Consider the following 15282-nt stretch of genomic DNA (forward strand, 5'->3'; position numbering starts at 1 on the left):
CTTGAATTCGAAGGCCTTCATACCAAGGGGATGACCATTTCGGTACGCCATGATAGGAGACCCCGCAAACCAGCAGAAAATGGCCGGCCGCCGGCGTTTCCAGGAAAGAACCATGTCGCACACTGCCGCCCCGAAGCAGGCCACCGCCCGCAAATCATCTGGCCTTTCAGGCGCGGCACGGGTGCCGGGCGACAAGTCGATCTCGCACCGCTCGTTCATGTTCGGTGGCCTGGCCTCCGGCGAAACCCGCATCACCGGGCTGCTGGAAGGCGAGGACGTGATGCGTACGGGCGCTGCCATGAAGGCCATGGGCGCCCATATCGAGAAGCATGGCGCTGAGTGGGTGATCCGCGGTACCGGCAACGGCGCGCTGCTGCAGCCGGTAGGCCCGCTCGATTTCGGCAATGCCGGCACGGGCTCACGCCTCACCATGGGCCTGGTCGGCACCTATGACATGGAAACCACCTTCATCGGCGACGCCTCGCTGTCGGGCCGGCCGATGGGCCGGGTGCTCGAACCGCTCCGCCAGATGGGCGTGCAGGTGCTGAAGGCGACGCCCGGCGACCGCATGCCGATCACGCTGCACGGGCCCAAGCACGCCGCGCCGATCACCTACCGCGTGCCTATGGCATCGGCGCAGGTCAAGTCGGCGGTGCTGCTGGCTGGGCTGAACACGCCGGGCATCACCACCGTCATCGAGCCGGTTATGACGCGCGACCACACCGAAAAGATGCTCAAGGGGTTCGGCGCCAATCTGTCGGTCGAGACCGACGAGCGCGGCGTGCGCCACATTTTCATCGAAGGCCAGGGCAAGCTCACGGGGCAGACGATCGCGGTGCCTGGCGACCCCTCCTCGGCCGGCTTTCCGCTGGTGGCGGCGCTGATCGTGCCGGGTTCGGACATTATCATCGAAAACGTGCTGATGAACCCGACCCGCACAGGCCTTCTGCTGACGCTGCAGGAAATGGGCGCCCGGATCGACATTCTCGACCGCCGCAATGAAGGCGGCGAAGAGGTCGCCGACCTGCGCGTGCGTTACTCCGAGCTGAAAGGCGTCACCGTACCGCCCGAACGGGCGCCGACGATGATCGACGAGTATCCGGTGCTTGCCGTGGCGGCCAGCTTCGCCGAGGGCGAAACGCTGATGCTCGGGCTGGAAGAGCTGCGCGTGAAGGAATCCGACCGGCTGTCGGCAGTGGCCGAAGGGCTGAAGCTCAACGGCGTCGATTGCAGCGAAGGCGAGGCCTCGCTTGTCGTGCGCGGAAAACCCGGCGGCAAGGGCCTCGGCCAACACCCCAACGGACAGGGCACCATCGTCCAGACCCATCTCGACCACCGCATAGCCATGAGCTTCCTGGTGATGGGGCTGGCGACGGAAAAACCGGTGACCATCGACGATCAGGCGATGATCGCAACGAGCTTTCCGGAATTCATGGGACTGATGAAGGGGCTGGGCGCGGAGATCGAGTAGCTTGATGGCAATCAATAGCCTTGGGGGTTGGGGCCAAACTGCAACGTCGGCGGGACAGCGCCCCCCTCTGTCCTGCCGGACATCTCCCCCACAAGGAGAGAGATTGGCAGCTTCGGCGCTCCGCTCAATCCTGCGACGTAGACAATTGGCGAAAGCCGCGATGGCCGCCGATCTCCCCCCAAGTGGGGGAGATGTCCGGCAGGACAGAGGGGGGCGCGAAGGATCGCCACGCCTATCTGGATCATTGCGCTTTTCGATTCCGGTGGGCGGCCAATGACCTCAACTTTCACCATCGCCATCGACGGACCTGCCGGTGCCGGCAAAGGCACCCTTGCCCGGCGGCTGGCCGATCACTACCGGCTGAACCTGCTCGACACCGGTCTTACCTATCGCGCGGTGGCGCATTCGCTGCTCCGGCTCGGCCTGCCGCTCGACAATGTCTCGGCCGCTGAAACCGCGGCTCGCCAGGTCGATCTGGCAAAGCTCGACCGCGCCGTGCTGGCGGCACACGCGGTCGGCGAGGCGGCTTCGAAAGTGGCTGTCATCCCGTCGGTCCGGCGCATACTGGTCGACAAGCAGCGCGACTTTGCAAAAACCCCGCCGGGTGCGGTGCTCGACGGCCGCGACATCGGCACCGTCGTCTGTCCCGATGCCGACGTAAAACTCTATGTCACGGCCAGCGCCGAGGTGCGGGCAAAGCGGCGGCTGGATGAAATCGAGAGCATCGGCGGCACTGCCAATTTCGATGAAATCCTTGCCGATATCGTGCGCCGCGACGAGCGCGACATGGGCCGCATGGACTCGCCCTTGAAGCCCGCCGCCGATGCGCACTTGCTCGACACGTCGGAAATGGCTATAGAGGCCGCGTTTCTGGCAGCTCAGGCGATCATCGACGATGTCCTGGCCAAGAGAAACGAAGCCTGAGCCGGGTTTTCCTGCCGCCGCCGATTGCCGGCGACAAAAAGACTTCCCATATCGGGTATGAACCAGCCTGCTAGCATTCTTCATGCGCCGGAATTGCCGCTCAAGGGCGGCCAAGGGCTTTTTGCCCGGAACGCCGGCAGGCCAACGCAACGCTAACCCACGGCGCCCGCCCCGCGACAGATTGCGGGGCATTCCAGGAGAAACTATGTCAGTTGCAAATCCCACTCGCGATGATTTCGCGAGCCTGCTCGAAGAATCATTTTCCGCCGGCCATTCCGGCGAAGGCCAGGTCGTCAAGGGCATCATCACAGCCATTGAAAAGGACATGGCCATCATCGACGTCGGCCTCAAGGTCGAAGGCCGCGTGCCGCTGAAGGAATTCGGCGTCAAGGGCAAGGACACGACGCTCAAGGTCGGCGACACGGTCGAGGTCTATGTCGAGCGCATCGAGAACGCGCTTGGCGAAGCCATGCTGTCGCGTGAAAAGGCCCGCCGCGAAGAGAGCTGGGTCCGTCTCGAGGAGAAATTCACCAAGGGCGAACGCGTCGAAGGCGTCATCTTCAACCAGGTCAAGGGCGGCTTTACCGTCGACCTCGACGGTGCCGTTGCCTTCCTGCCGCGCAGCCAGGTCGATATCCGCCCGATCCGCGACGTCTCGCCGCTGATGCACAACCCGCAGCCCTTCGAGATCCTCAAGATGGATCGCCGCCGCGGCAACATCGTGGTGTCGCGCCGCACCGTGCTCGAGGAAAGCCGCGCCGAACAGCGTTCGGAAATCGTGCAGAACCTCGAAGAGGGCCAGGTGGTCGAAGGCGTCGTCAAGAACATCACCGACTATGGTGCGTTCGTCGACCTCGGCGGCATCGACGGCTTGCTGCACGTCACCGACATGGCATGGCGCCGCGTCAACCATCCGACCGAAATCCTCAATATCGGCCAGACGGTCAAGGTGCAGATCATCCGCATCAACCAGGAAACCCACCGCATCTCGCTCGGCATGAAGCAGCTCGAGAGCGATCCGTGGTCCGAGATCGGCACCAAGTTCCCGATCGGCAAGAAGATCAAGGGTACCGTCACCAACATCACCGACTACGGCGCGTTCGTCGAGCTGGAGCCGGGCATCGAAGGCCTCATCCACGTTTCGGAAATGTCGTGGACCAAGAAGAACGTGCATCCCGGCAAGATCCTGTCGACGACGCAGGAAGTCGACGTGGTGGTGCTCGAAGTCGATCCGGCCAAGCGCCGCATCTCGCTCGGCCTCAAGCAGACGCTGGAGAACCCGTGGGAGGCCTTCGCGCGCAGCCACCCGGTCGGCAGCCAGGTCGAGGGCGAGGTCAAGAACAAGACCGAGTTCGGCCTGTTCATCGGCCTCGAAGGCGACGTCGACGGCATGGTCCACCTTTCCGACCTCGACTGGACCCGTCCTGGCGAGCAGGTGATCGAGGAGTACAATCGCGGCGACATGGTCAAGGCGCAGGTGCTCGACGTCGACATCGACAAGGAACGCATCTCGCTCGGCATCAAGCAGCTGGCCAAGGATACGGTCGGCGAAGCAGCGACGTCAGGCGAACTGCGCAAGAACGCAGTCGTCACCTGCGAGGTTATCGGCGTGAAGGATGGCGGTCTGGAAGTGCGGCTGGTCGACAGCGGCATCGAGACCTTCATCAAGCGCTCCGACCTCAGCCGTGACCGCGACGAGCAGCGCCCCGAGCGCTTCACCGTCGGCCAGAAAGTCGACGCCCGCGTCATCGCCTTCGACAAGAAGACCCGCAAGCTGCAGGTCTCGATCAAGGCGCTGGAAATCGCCGAAGAGAAGGAAGCGGTCGCTCAGTACGGCTCAACCGATTCCGGCGCTTCGCTGGGCGATATTTTGGGTGCCGCGCTGAAGAAGCAGGGCAGCTAAGCCAACACCGCGCCTCGCGCGGGTTATAAACGAAACAAAAAAAGCCCCGCCGGAACGATCCGGCGGGGCTTTTGCTTGTGACCTTTCGCTTGTGACGAGCCGCAGGCTTAGGCCCTGCCGTAGAGCGGCACCAGCGTGCCGCTGATCGCCATGTTGGCCGGCGAGGCGAGATAGGCAATGGCCTCGGCGGCCGCTTCAAGGCTGACCCATCTGCTGAAATCTGCGTTCGGCATGTCAGCCCGGTTGGCCGGCGTGTCGAGCGTCGAAGGCGCCACGGCGTTGACCAGGATGCCGTTGCCCTTCAGCTCTTCGGCTATCGCCACGGTCATCGCGGCGACTGCCGCCTTGGCGGCGGCGTAGGCCACCTTGCCGGAGCCGCGCCGCGGATCGAGCCCGGCTCGCGCGGTGACATTGACGATGCGACCCGGCACGGAAGATCCCAGCATCGAGCGTATCGCCGCGCGGCAGCACAGAAAGGTGGTGCGGGCATTGGTGTCCATCATCTCGGCGAAGGAGGCGGGTTCGATCTTCTCGACCGGCGCCGCGGTGAAGCCGCCGGCAAGATGCACCGATGCCCATAAATCTGGAACGCTGGCATAGAAGGCGTCGACCTTGGCAGGGTCGGCAAGGTCGACATTGTGCGCCAGCCTGACGCGGTCATGCGCCGGAAAGGGAAAATGCGCAGGCGCGGCAGCGTGGGCATTGGGCACATGGCAGATCGCGCCCTGCTCCAGCAGTTTTCCTACGACCGCGCCGCCAAGGGCACCGGTGCCGCCGGTCACCACGATATGTCTGCCGTCCAGTGTTTCCGTCATATTCGACCGCTCCGTCATTGCGCGCCGCCGATGCGGAAGGTCGCGCCTTTCGCGCGATCACTCAACCGAAATCTCGATGACGTAAGGTCGTCCAGTCGCCCGCGCGCGCCCAAGCGCGTCCGCCAAGCCGCCGGTGCCGGAAATCCGCTCGGCGGCAATGCCGTAGGCTTCGGCCAATTTGCAGAAATCCGGCGGTGCCGGGGAGACGCCGACCGGCTCGACGCCGACGTCGAGCATCGAGGTTTCGATCTCGCGGTAGCCACGATTGTTCCAGACTGTGAAGATCACCGGCGCCGCCGCGTCGAGCGCGGCGCCCAGTTCCGGCAGGGTGAACTGGAAGCCGCCGTCGCCGGTGAGGCAAACGACCGGCGCCTCAGGCCTGGCAAGGACGGCACCGATCGCCGCCGGCGGGCCATAGCCGAGCGCGCCGAAGCCGGTGGCGGCGTTGAACCAGCCGCCCGGCCGGTCATGATCGTAATAGAGGTTGGCGGCGTAGACCGGCTGGGTCGAATCGCCGACGATGATCGCGCCAGGCAGCGCATCGCGGATCGTCTCGACGGCGCGCAGTTGCGCCTGCATGGCCGGGCCAATCTCGGCAAAGGCCGCCTGCCGCGTCGCGGCGGCGCGGGCTGAACCATCATCCAATGGCGTCTCGTGCGTGCCGATTTCGGCAAGCAGCGCCTTGAGCGCCGCTCCGCAATCGGCCTGGATCGAAATCCGCGCAGGCCGGCGGGCAAGCTGGTCGGCGCCGATGTCGATGCGGATCAGGTTGGCGGGCAGGACAAAACCGCCGTCGCCATAGCCATCATAGTCGGTCGGACCGAATTCGGTGCCGGCGGCAATGACCAGATCGGCGCCGGCCATCAGCGCACGCACCGCCTTCAGGCTGGGGCTGGCCGGCACGCCAAGCGGATGACGATAGAGCAGGCCGCGCGCATTGGCGGTCTGGACGACCGGCGCTCCCAACCTCTCGGCCAGGCGCTGCAACGGCGCTTCGGCCGCTTTGGCGCCGCCACCGGCGAGGATAAGCGGCAGGCTGGCAGACGCGCACAGCCTTGCCGCCTCTGCAATCGCCGCCACATCCGGCCCGGGCGGCGCTGAATTCCGCAGCAGCGGCACGATGCCGTCTGCCGGCATGGTCATGACATCGGTCGGGATCTCAATATGCACCGGACCCGGACGCGAGGATGAGAACAGCGCAAAGGCGCGGGCGAGCACGCCGGGCAGTTCGCCGGCCTCGGTGACACGGTGCGAAAACAGCGCCACCTTCTCCATCATGCCGCGCTGGTCCGGCAGTTCATGCAGGTGGCCAAGGCCTTTGCCCAGCGTCGGTGTGGCGTTGACGCCCGAGATTACCAGCATGGGTACCGAATCGGCGCGCGCCTGACCCATGGCGGTGATGGTGTTGGTCAGCCCCGGCCCGGTGATGACGAAGGCGATACCCGGCCTGCCGCTGGCGCGCGCATAGCCGTCAGCCATGAAGCCGGCGCCCTGCTCGTGGCGCGGCGTGACGTGACGGATCTTCGATCGCGCAAGCCCGCGATAGAGCTCGACCGTGTGTACGCCGGGAATGCCGAAGACGGTGTCGACGCCGTGCGCTTCGAGCAAGGTGATGAGCGCTTCGCCGATGGTCGTCATTGTCTTAGCACCGGGCGCGTGAGGCAGGTAGGGCCGCCCTCGCAGGCAATGCACAGCGCATCGGCCTCGAATGTCGAGACCGTACAGCCGGCGGCTTGCATGGCAGCCGCCGTCTTCGGAAAACCGGCAACGGCGATAACCTGGCGCGGCGCGGTCGGCAGCACGTTCAGGCTGAGCCCATTCGAGACGAAGAATTCGTCGGCGTCGCCCTCGACCAGCCGAATGCCGCGTTCGCGCAGCATCTGGTGGAAGGCGACCGGCAGGAGGGGCGCATAGACCAGCGCCAGATCGTCTGCGAGCGGGCTGATCACCGACATCAGATGCAGGCAGGCCTCCTCGCCCTGCCAGAGCGGGAGGTCGAAGCCATAGACCTGGATGCCCTTGGGTGAAAGCAGGTTGGAGAGCTGCTGGATGCCGTGCTGATTGGTGCGCACGCCGCGGCCGACGGCCAGCGTGTTTGCATCCACCCACACGCAGTCGCCGCCCTCGACCTGGCCGGGAGCCTCGATACGGCCGAGGACGGGGATGCCCATGCGCCCGTAGGCTGCCTCGTGCAGGCCGGGCTCTCGCCGGCGCAGCGCCTTGCCCATGGCAAGGATGACCGCGCCATGGTCGGTCATCAGCGACGGATCGTGGGTAAAGACCGAATCGGCAAGCCCGTCATCGGCGTCGCTCAGCCATTCGATTTCGGCGCCTGAGACAGAAATCAGCCTGGCCAGTGCATCATGCTGGGCTGCCGCTTTTTGTGGATCGAAGCCGGGGCCATAGTGCCACTCCAGCGCTTCGGCCCGACGCATGGCGCTGGCGGCGGAGCGCATCAGCACGCGCTGCAGCGGCCCGGCCATCGACTGCGACCCGTATGCTTTGCCCACTAAGTTCTCCTGAAACGCGCCCCTCCTGCCAATAGCCACTCGGCAGGCCGTGATCAATGGTCCAAAAACTGCGGTTGACGGAGGCAAGCGGAACGGTCCATCTTGAGAATCGGAACGCTGTCCAGTGACGGGTAATGGGTAAAAAATTCCAGCAAGCACTGCCTCGGCTGCTCCGCGGGGCGCCGCGACGATGACAGCGCCGGCCACCGCCCTGAAGCATACGGCGCAGAACGGCGCTGCCGAAGCCATCCACGTCGAGAACCTGCACAAGAATTTCGGCAAGCTGCATGTATTGAAGGGCGTTTCGCTGTCGGCGCGCGATGGCGAGGTGATCGCCATCATCGGCGGCAGCGGCTCGGGCAAATCGACGCTGCTGCGCTGCATCAACTGCCTGGAGAACCCGACCAGCGGCATCATCCGGGTCAATGGCGAAGAGATAAAGCTGAAGGCCGACAGCTACGGCCACACCGTGCCCGCCGACCGCAAGCAGATCGAACGCATCCGCTCCAAGCTCGGCATGGTCTTCCAGAACTTCAATCTGTGGAGCCACATGACGTTGATCGAGAACGTCATCGAGGTTCCCGTGCATGTGCTCGGCGTCAAGCGCGATGTGGCGATCGGCGAGGCGGAAAAATTGCTCGCCCGCGTCGGCCTGGCCGAAAAACGCGACGTCTATCCCGCCTATCTGTCGGGCGGCCAACAGCAGCGCGCCGCGATTGCCAGGGCGTTGGCCATCAACCCGCGCGTCATGCTGTTCGACGAGCCGACCTCGGCGCTCGATCCGGAGCTGGTCGGCGAGGTGCTGAAGGTGATCGGCGACCTGGCGCGCGAAGGCCGCACTATGGTGCTGGTCACCCATGAGATGAAGTTTGCCCGCGAGGTCGCGACGCATGTCGTCTACCTCCACAACGGGCTGGTCGAGGAAGAAGGGCCGCCGGAACAGATCTTCGGCGCGCCGAAATCCGAAAGGCTGAAGCAGTTCATCCGCAACATCAGTTAAACTGTGGGCGGACGAAAACCGGGAACAACAACAAAACTGGGAGTCATGACGATGAAGATTATTCTCAAGACCTTTGCCGCAGCGCTGCTGCTCGGCGTTGCCGCGATGGGCGTGGCCAAGGCCGATCCGGTCAAGATCGGCGTCGCCGCCGAACCCTATCCGCCCTTCGCCTCGCCGGACGCTTCCGGCAAATGGGTCGGCTGGGAGATCGAATTCATCGATGCCGTCTGCGCCGAGGAGAAGCTCGACTGCGTCATCACCCCCGTCGCCTGGGACGGCATCATTCCGGCGCTGACGACCAAGAAGATCGATCTTATCGCCGCCTCGATGTCGATCACCGCCGAGCGCGAGAAGACGATCGCCTTCTCGGACAAATATTACAACACCCCGACTGCGATCATCGGGCCGAAGGACCAGAAGTTCGGCTCAACACCGGAGGACCTCAAGGGCAAGATCATCGGCGTCCAAGTCTCGACCGTACACGCCGACTACGCCAAGAAGCACTTCGCCGACGCGGCGGAAATCAAGGAATACCAGACCCAGGACGAGGCCAACCAGGATCTTGCCGCCGGCCGGGTCGACGCGGTGCAGGCCGATTCCATTGCCCTCGACGCCTTCCTAAAATCGGACCAGGGCAAGCAATGCTGCGATCTGAAGGGCATGGTCGCGCCGGATCTGGCCATTCTCGGGCCCGGCGTCGGCGCCGGCGTCCGCAAGGAAGACTCCGAGTTGAAGGAAAAGATCAACGCCGGCATCAAGGCCATCCGCGCCAACGGCAAATATGACGAGATTTCGAAGAAGTACTTCGACTTCGACATTTACGGTGCCGACACGCAGTCGAACTGACTGCCTCATCCATGAGCGATTAACCACGCGGCCCCGATAGAGCCGCGTGGTTCGTCGAAATCCATCGACGCGAGCTTCCGCGGGCGGAGATCGCCGGCGGTTTTAGCGCCAGCAATTCGAGGGCGACGCTGATCGACGCATTTGTTCCGGCTTGGGCCGCCTCTGCCATCGCGCTTCTCTCGCCCGTGCCGCCGGGCTGGGGTGGAACGCTCATCGTCGGGCTGCTCCATACGATCGAGATCGCGGTCGGCGCCACCGGTCTCGGCCTTTTGATCGGCATCGGCGGCGCCTCCGGCAAGCTGTATGGTGGTCCGGTGGTGCGCGATCTCCTGGCAGTCTATACGACCGTCGTGCGCGCCGTGCCGGAGCTGGTGCTGATCCTTCTGCTCTATTACGCCGGCACCGACCTGATCAATCAGATGCTGACGGCAATGGGCTATCAGCGCATGGACATTAGCGGGCTGGCGGCCGGCATTGCCGTGCTCGGCTTCGTCCAGGGCGCCTATTCGACCGAGGTGATCCGCGGCGCGATCCTTGCCATTCCGCAGGGCCAGATCGAAGCCGCGCGCGCCTATGGCATGTCTCCCGGCCTGCTGCTGCGGCGCATCACGCTGCCGGCGATGCTGCCGTTCGCCATACCCGGCCTTGCCAATCTCTGGCTGATCGCCACCAAGGACACCGCCCTGCTGGCGGTCGTCGGCTTTTTCGAGCTGACATTGGCGACACGGCAGGCGGCCGGCGTCACCAAAGCCTATCTGACATTCTTTGTCGCCGCCGGCGCGATCTACCTTCTGTTGACGCTGGTTTCCAACCTGATCATCGGCCGCATCGAGAGCTGGGCCCGCCGCGGCATGCCGTCGCTCAAGGAGGCCCGTTGATGGCTGGCCCGGTGATGACTGGCGAAGCGGCCGTCGAGATAGCCGCACGCGCTTCGCTGTGGCTGAAGCCGCATCGTATCGTGCTGATCCTGATCGCGCTGGGGCTGGTTTTGGCGGCGGCCGTCTTCATGCGCTGGGACTGGCTGCCTAAATATTACGGGATAGGACTGCTCGGCATCTGGCGCGCGCTGTGGATTCTTGCCGTCACTTGCACGCTGGGTTTCCTGCTCGCCGTGCCGCTCGGGCTGGCGCAGGCTGCGGGCTCGTTCTGGTTCGCGGCACCCGCCAAGGTCTTCTGCACCGTCATCAGAGGGACGCCGCTGCTGCTGCAGCTCTGGTTGCTCTATTACGGGCTGGGCTCGCTGTTTCCACAATATCCATGGATTCGCGAGTCTTGGATGTGGCCCTATCTGAGGCAGGCATGGCCCTATGGCGTCCTCGGGCTGACGCTGTCCTTCGCCGGTTATGAGGGCGAGGTGATGCGAGGCGCTTTCGCCGGCGTGCCGAAAGGCCAATTGGAAGCCGCCCGCGCCTTCGGCATGAGCCGCTGGAGGATTTTCCAGCGAATCTGGCTGCCGCAGGCCTTCTACCGCGCGCTGCCGACACTGACGGGCGAAACCGTGCTGCAGCTGAAATCGACGCCGCTGGTGGCGACCATCAGCGTGATCGACATATTCGCCGTCTCTTCAAAGGTGCGTCAGGATACCTACCTCACCTATGAACCCTTGCTGCTCCTGGCGTTGATCTATATGGCGATCACCGGCATCCTCGTCTTCACCCTGGGCAAGATCGAGGCGCGGATTCCGAACAAGGTTGGTTAGGTGAATAGTGAATGGTGAATAGTCAGTAGTGAGTAGCCCGTAGTGTTACCGGCTAAGTCCCACTCACCATTCACTATTCACCATTCACCCATTCCCTCAGATATCCATGGCAATCACAATGCAACTCAGTCTCGACCAGGCGACAGGGCTGTGCCGGATGGCCGCACTTGGCGCTGGCGCCAACGAAGAGGCGGCGCAGTCGCTGGCTGCCTCGATCGTCGCGGCCGAGGCGGAAGGACTGTCGACCGTTGGGCTGTCGCACTTCATCGATTATCTCGAAGCGCTGGAAGCCGGCCGCATCGACGGCAACGCCGATCCGGTGATCACCAGGCCGGCGCTCGCGGTCTATCTCTCCGATGCGCGCGGCGGACTGGCGCATACCGGTTTCGACCGCACGATCGATGAACTCGCCAACGCGGCGCGGCTGTTCGGCGTCGCGATTTTTTCGCAGAAGAATGCCTATACGTGCGGCGCGCTCGGCTATTTCACCGGAAGGCTGGCCGCGCAGGGATTGGTGTCGTTCGCCGCCACCAACGGCCCGGCCGTGCTTGCCGGCTCGGGCTCGGTCAAGCCGGTCTACTGCACCAACCCGATGTCCTTTGCGGCACCCGCCGCGGACGGGGCGGCGCTGGTCATCGACCAATCGTCGAGCGCCACCGCCTTCGTCAACATCCGCAAGGCGGCCGAGGACGGCAAGAAGATACCCGAAGGCTGGGCACTGGATGCGAGCGGCAATCCGACCACGGACCCGGCAGCTGCAATGAAGGGCGCCATGCTTGCCTTCGGCGGCCAGCGCGGCGCCAACATCGCGCTGATGGTCGAGGTGCTGGCTGCGGGCCTGTCGGGCGCCAACTGGTCGCTCGATGCGCCATGGTTCAGCGGCGGGCCGGACAGTCCGGGGACCGGCCTGTTCGTGCTTGCCGTCGAGCCCAAGCTGCTCGATCCGGACTTCGAAAAGCGGATGAAGGATCAACTCGACCGGCTGCGGCGGCGCTATGGCGTGCATGTGCCGGGGCGTGCCCGGGCCGAGGCCGCGGAGAAGGCGGCGGCGCGCGGCATAAGCGCGCCGAAAGCCGTGGTGCAGCGCATTTCCGAATTCGCCGCCCGCTATTCGTCCTGAAGAAATTCGTTTGTCCGATGAGCGGCTGAGAACGCCTGCCGATCCGGCAGCGCGAGCCTACTTCCCGCAATAATGATCGTTGATGACGTTCGCCGCATTCGCGTCCGGCCCTACCCTGTTGTAGGAGCAGGGTTCGGCGGCCGTCGTGAACAGGTGGTTGTCATAGTAGCGCGGGCCACCGAACAGAATGTCGATGATGTTGCCGTTGGCCGGAACGTAGCGTTCGGGTTGAGCTTGGTGGTGATGCCGGTTTGCCGCGAATGCCGAGGCACCAATGCTGCAGCCTGTTGCGAAAGCCAGAGCGAAGATCGCAACGCGTTTTGTCGTCATCGGCAATATCCTCCATTCGGAATCAAACCATACATCCTAAAATCGCCGGCCGGAACAAAGGTTCCTGTCCCGAATGGAGTTACCCTAAAGCCCGGCGTCGGCGGGTTTTCTGCCGTTTCCAACGGATACTGGAAATCATGCTTCAACAATGCCGGGCGACCGATGGTCGCCCTTTGCCTTTGGCGCGAAACCGACTATGAAACGGCTTCAACCAAGCCATCTGGATAGCCGCCGGAGCCAGCCATGACCGAAATCCTGCAGACCCCAAAGCTCGTGGTCGTGTTCGGCGGCTCCGGCTTTGTCGGTCGTCATGTCGTGCGGGCGCTGGCCAAGCGCGGCTACCGCATCCGGGTCGCCTGCCGCCGGCCCGATCTCGCCGGCCACCTGCAGCCGCTCGGCAATGTCGGGCAGATCCAGCCGGTGCAAGCCAATGTCCGGGTGCGCTGGTCGGTCGACCGCGCCGTGCAAGGCGCGGACCATGTCGTCAATCTGGTGGCGATCGCGCATGAGGCCGGCCGGCAGAAATTCACTGCCGTCCACGAGTTCGGCGCGCGGGCTGTCGCTGAAGCGGCGCGCGCCGTCGGCGCCGGCCTCACCCACATCTCGGCTCTGGGAGCGGATCTCCACGCGCAATCGGACTACGCGCGTACCAAGGCGCTCGGCGAAAAGGCCGTTCTGGAGACGGTCCAAGACGCCGTGATCTTGCGGCCATCGATCAATTTCGGGCCAGAGGACGGTTTCTTCAACCGCTTTGCCAACATGGCCCGCTTTTCCCCGGTGCTGCCGCTGATCGGCGGCGGGCAGACGAAATTCCAGCCGGTCTATGTCGGCGACGTCGCCGAAGCGGTGGCGCATTCGGTCGACGGCAAGGTCCAGGGCGGCCGGATATATGAACTCGGCGGGCCGCAAGTGCTTACCTTCAAGGAATGCATGCAACAACTGCTTATCATCATCGAACGCAAGCGGTTTTTGCTGCCCGTGCCATGGTGGCTGGCGAACCTTCAGGCATCAATTCTCGGGCTGTTGCCCAATCCGTTGTTGACCAAGGACCAGGTCCTGCTGTTGCGCCAGCACAATGTCGTGTCGGAAGCCGCCGTCAAGGACAACCGGACGCTCGCCGGCCTCGGGATCCAGCCACGGTCGATCGGAACCATCCTGCCCAGCTATCTCTGGCGCTACCGCGCCGCCGGCCAGTTCCAACGCAAGTCCGCCGCATAATACGAACGGACGTCCGGTTGCCTACGAGGCGAGCCGGGTGACCTGCATCGGCAGGCCGCCTTGCGGCTGCGTCGTCAGCTTCTGCACCGGCCAGGGGCGGGTTTCCGCGGTGGCGTCGAAACGGTAGCGCGACAGCATGATCGCCAACGCGATGATTGCCTCCTGCATGGCGAAGCTGGCGCCGATGCAGACGCGGGGGCCGGCGCCGAACGGCAAATACTGGAAACGATCGATCTTTTCGCGGTTTCCCGGATGGAAGCGTTCCGGCATGAAAGCGTCCGGCCGGTCCCACAATTTCCGATGGCGGTGGACGACCCACGGCATCACCAGCACCGCAGCACGTCGCGGTATGTAGAGGCCGTTCCAGGTTTCGGGCTCGATCGGTTCGCGGTTGATCGACGGCGCCGGCGGATAGAGCCTGAGCGCCTCGTCGAAGGCGGCGCGGGTGAGCGGCATGGCGTCGAGCCATTTCGTCGGGTCGGGCTCACGCGCCAACACCGCATCGATCTCGTGCTCGATCTTTTCGCGCTCCCACGGCGCTTCGGCAAGGCAGTAGAGCGTCCAGCCGAGCGCCCTGGCCGTAGTCTCGTGGCCGGCACCGATGAAGGTGATGATGTTGTCCTCGACCTCGGCCCGGGTCAGCCCGCCCGGTCCCTCCGCCTTCAACAGCAGCGTGAGAAAATCCTGCGGCACGGTGTCCGGAGCGCGCCTCAGCCGCGCCTCGCGCATCTGCACCGTGTCGGTAACGATCTTGCGGAAGTAGGCCATGGTCCTGCGGCCGCGGATGCGGGTCAGGCGCGGCAGCCAGTCGGGCGCACGCAAAAGGTCGAGCGGATCGACCCGGCCCATGGTCTCGAACAGGCGATCGATCTCCTTGGCGAAGCTACCGGGCTCGCCCGATATCTCGCCCGAAAACAGCGTCTCGGCCAGGATATCGAAGGTGAGCAGCGTCATGTCGTGGGCGATATCCGACGTGCCACCTTGCTCGTAACGGGTGACGAATTCGAGCGTGCGTTTCAGCATCGGCTCGGCGAAGCCGAAGATGTGGCGCGGCGTGAACACCGGCGCCATCGCCTTGCGCGAACGCCGCCACACTTCGCCTTCGGCGGTAAGCAGGCCGTCGCGCAGGATTGGCCGCAATATCTTCTGACGCACCGTCGCCATCTTGTAGTTCTTGGCGTTATCGACGAGCACATGGCGGATGAGGCCGGGATCGTTGGCGATGACCAGCGGCCCGCCGACGCCGGTCACCGAAATCCAGGGCTCGTTATAGGTCGGCTCGCCCCACAGTTCGAGCGGATTGCGGTAGACGATGCGGATCATCTCCAGCGTCGAGGGCGGCGCTGTGCGCGGCTTCGGCGCCGGCGGGACGAAGGGAACGGGCTGACTGTCCATGGCTTGCTCCGCTGACACCTCAATGTAGTGGCGGGCAAGGCAGGCGTCCAT

14 protein-coding genes are annotated in these 15282 nt (G+C 64.4%); 9 read left to right on the plus strand and 5 right to left on the minus strand.

The window, feature by feature from the left end; all coding sequences use genetic code 11:
- The first annotated feature begins 112 nt into the window (after nucleotides 1-112).
- The 3 genes from aroA (at nucleotide 113) to rpsA (ending at nucleotide 4298) form a co-directional block, all read left to right on the plus strand.
- On the plus strand, nucleotides 113-1471 hold the full coding sequence (gene aroA, locus NKI52_RS04185) for a 3-phosphoshikimate 1-carboxyvinyltransferase (protein WP_352578583.1): 1359 nt from the start codon (nucleotides 113-115) through the stop codon (nucleotides 1469-1471).
- Nucleotides 1472-1744: 273 nt separating this feature from the next.
- Nucleotides 1745-2395 carry a (d)CMP kinase gene (gene cmk, locus NKI52_RS04190; RefSeq protein ID WP_352578582.1) on the plus strand — a complete coding sequence of 217 codons (651 nt, stop codon included), beginning with the start codon at nucleotides 1745-1747 and terminating at the stop codon, nucleotides 2393-2395.
- A gap of 205 nt (nucleotides 2396-2600) precedes the next feature.
- A complete protein-coding gene (rpsA, locus tag NKI52_RS04195; RefSeq protein WP_023676278.1) occupies nucleotides 2601-4298 on the plus strand; it encodes a 30S ribosomal protein S1 in 1698 nt (565 codons plus the stop codon).
- A 107-nt stretch (nucleotides 4299-4405) separates the two neighbouring features.
- Here the strand turns inward: rpsA and NKI52_RS04200 are convergent, their stop codons facing one another.
- Genes NKI52_RS04200 through NKI52_RS04210 form a run of 3 tightly spaced genes read right to left on the minus strand, consistent with a single transcriptional unit; the run spans nucleotide 4406 to nucleotide 7596 of the window.
- On the minus strand, nucleotides 4406-5113 hold the full coding sequence (locus NKI52_RS04200) for an SDR family NAD(P)-dependent oxidoreductase (protein WP_023676277.1): 708 nt from the start codon (nucleotides 5111-5113) through the stop codon (nucleotides 4406-4408).
- 57 nt (nucleotides 5114-5170) lie between these two features.
- A complete protein-coding gene (locus tag NKI52_RS04205) occupies nucleotides 5171-6751 on the minus strand; it encodes a 5-guanidino-2-oxopentanoate decarboxylase (RefSeq protein ID WP_352578581.1) in 1581 nt (526 codons plus the stop codon).
- The gene (locus tag NKI52_RS04210) at nucleotides 6748-7596 is read right to left on the minus strand and encodes a dimethylarginine dimethylaminohydrolase family protein (RefSeq protein WP_352697428.1); all 849 of its coding nucleotides are present in this window, start codon (nucleotides 7594-7596) and stop codon (nucleotides 6748-6750) included. Before NKI52_RS04210 ends, NKI52_RS04205 begins: the two co-directional genes overlap by 4 nt.
- A gap of 217 nt (nucleotides 7597-7813) precedes the next feature.
- Between NKI52_RS04210 and NKI52_RS04215 the strand changes: the two genes are divergently transcribed.
- The 5 genes from NKI52_RS04215 (at nucleotide 7814) to NKI52_RS04235 (ending at nucleotide 12288) form a co-directional block, all read left to right on the plus strand.
- A complete protein-coding gene (locus NKI52_RS04215; protein ID WP_023676274.1) occupies nucleotides 7814-8623 on the plus strand; it encodes an ABC transporter ATP-binding protein in 810 nt (269 codons plus the stop codon).
- A gap of 51 nt (nucleotides 8624-8674) precedes the next feature.
- Nucleotides 8675-9469 (plus strand): transporter substrate-binding domain-containing protein, encoded by a 795-nt coding sequence (locus tag NKI52_RS04220; RefSeq protein WP_352568373.1) that lies wholly within the window; start codon nucleotides 8675-8677, stop codon nucleotides 9467-9469.
- 212 nt (nucleotides 9470-9681) lie between these two features.
- Nucleotides 9682-10347: an ABC transporter permease gene (locus tag NKI52_RS04225; protein WP_031211669.1), complete on the plus strand. Its 666-nt coding sequence runs from the start codon at nucleotides 9682-9684 to the stop codon at nucleotides 10345-10347.
- Between the two features lie 14 nt (nucleotides 10348-10361).
- Nucleotides 10362-11168, plus strand: a complete 807-nt coding sequence (locus NKI52_RS04230; RefSeq protein ID WP_023676271.1) for an ABC transporter permease — start codon at nucleotides 10362-10364, stop codon at nucleotides 11166-11168.
- Between the two features lie 118 nt (nucleotides 11169-11286).
- Complete coding sequence (locus NKI52_RS04235) at nucleotides 11287-12288, plus strand: Ldh family oxidoreductase (RefSeq protein WP_352568374.1); 1002 nt, start codon at nucleotides 11287-11289, stop codon at nucleotides 12286-12288.
- Nucleotides 12289-12345: 57 nt separating this feature from the next.
- Here NKI52_RS04235 and NKI52_RS04240 read toward each other — a convergent pair whose 3' ends face one another.
- A complete protein-coding gene (locus NKI52_RS04240; RefSeq protein WP_352454720.1) occupies nucleotides 12346-12618 on the minus strand; it encodes a hypothetical protein in 273 nt (90 codons plus the stop codon).
- A 243-nt stretch (nucleotides 12619-12861) separates the two neighbouring features.
- On the opposite strand from NKI52_RS04240, the gene NKI52_RS04245 reads away from it, so the two are divergent.
- Nucleotides 12862-13836, plus strand: a complete 975-nt coding sequence (locus NKI52_RS04245) for a complex I NDUFA9 subunit family protein (RefSeq protein ID WP_352501121.1) — start codon at nucleotides 12862-12864, stop codon at nucleotides 13834-13836.
- Nucleotides 13837-13857: 21 nt separating this feature from the next.
- Here NKI52_RS04245 and NKI52_RS04250 read toward each other — a convergent pair whose 3' ends face one another.
- Entirely contained in the window at nucleotides 13858-15231 is a 1374-nt protein-coding gene (locus NKI52_RS04250) for a cytochrome P450 (RefSeq protein ID WP_352697126.1), read from the minus strand.
- Nucleotides 15232-15282: the final 51 nt, after the last annotated feature.

It is taken from the genome of Mesorhizobium sp. M0590, assembly GCF_040320905.1.
Lineage (GTDB): Bacteria > Pseudomonadota > Alphaproteobacteria > Rhizobiales > Rhizobiaceae > Mesorhizobium.

Excerpts from the sequence above, each read along its gene's own strand:
- aroA (WP_352578583.1), top strand. The coding sequence starts at position 113 with ATGTCGCACACTGCCGCCCCGAAGCAGGCCACCGCCCGCAAATCATCT.
- cmk (WP_352578582.1), top strand. The coding sequence starts at position 1,745 with ATGACCTCAACTTTCACCATCGCCATCGACGGACCTGCCGGTGCCGGC.
- rpsA (WP_023676278.1), top strand. The coding sequence starts at position 2,601 with ATGTCAGTTGCAAATCCCACTCGCGATGATTTCGCGAGCCTGCTCGAA.
- NKI52_RS04200 (WP_023676277.1), bottom strand. The coding sequence starts at position 5,113 with ATGACGGAAACACTGGACGGCAGACATATCGTGGTGACCGGCGGCACC.
- NKI52_RS04205 (WP_352578581.1), bottom strand. The coding sequence starts at position 6,751 with ATGACGACCATCGGCGAAGCGCTCATCACCTTGCTCGAAGCGCACGGC.
- NKI52_RS04210 (WP_352697428.1), bottom strand. The coding sequence starts at position 7,596 with ATGGCCGGGCCGCTGCAGCGCGTGCTGATGCGCTCCGCCGCCAGCGCC.
- NKI52_RS04215 (WP_023676274.1), top strand. The coding sequence starts at position 7,814 with ATGACAGCGCCGGCCACCGCCCTGAAGCATACGGCGCAGAACGGCGCT.
- NKI52_RS04220 (WP_352568373.1), top strand. The coding sequence starts at position 8,675 with ATGAAGATTATTCTCAAGACCTTTGCCGCAGCGCTGCTGCTCGGCGTT.
- NKI52_RS04230 (WP_023676271.1), top strand. The coding sequence starts at position 10,362 with ATGACTGGCGAAGCGGCCGTCGAGATAGCCGCACGCGCTTCGCTGTGG.
- NKI52_RS04235 (WP_352568374.1), top strand. The coding sequence starts at position 11,287 with ATGCAACTCAGTCTCGACCAGGCGACAGGGCTGTGCCGGATGGCCGCA.
- NKI52_RS04240 (WP_352454720.1), bottom strand. The coding sequence starts at position 12,618 with ATGACGACAAAACGCGTTGCGATCTTCGCTCTGGCTTTCGCAACAGGC.
- NKI52_RS04245 (WP_352501121.1), top strand. The coding sequence starts at position 12,862 with ATGACCGAAATCCTGCAGACCCCAAAGCTCGTGGTCGTGTTCGGCGGC.
- NKI52_RS04250 (WP_352697126.1), bottom strand. The coding sequence starts at position 15,231 with ATGGACAGTCAGCCCGTTCCCTTCGTCCCGCCGGCGCCGAAGCCGCGC.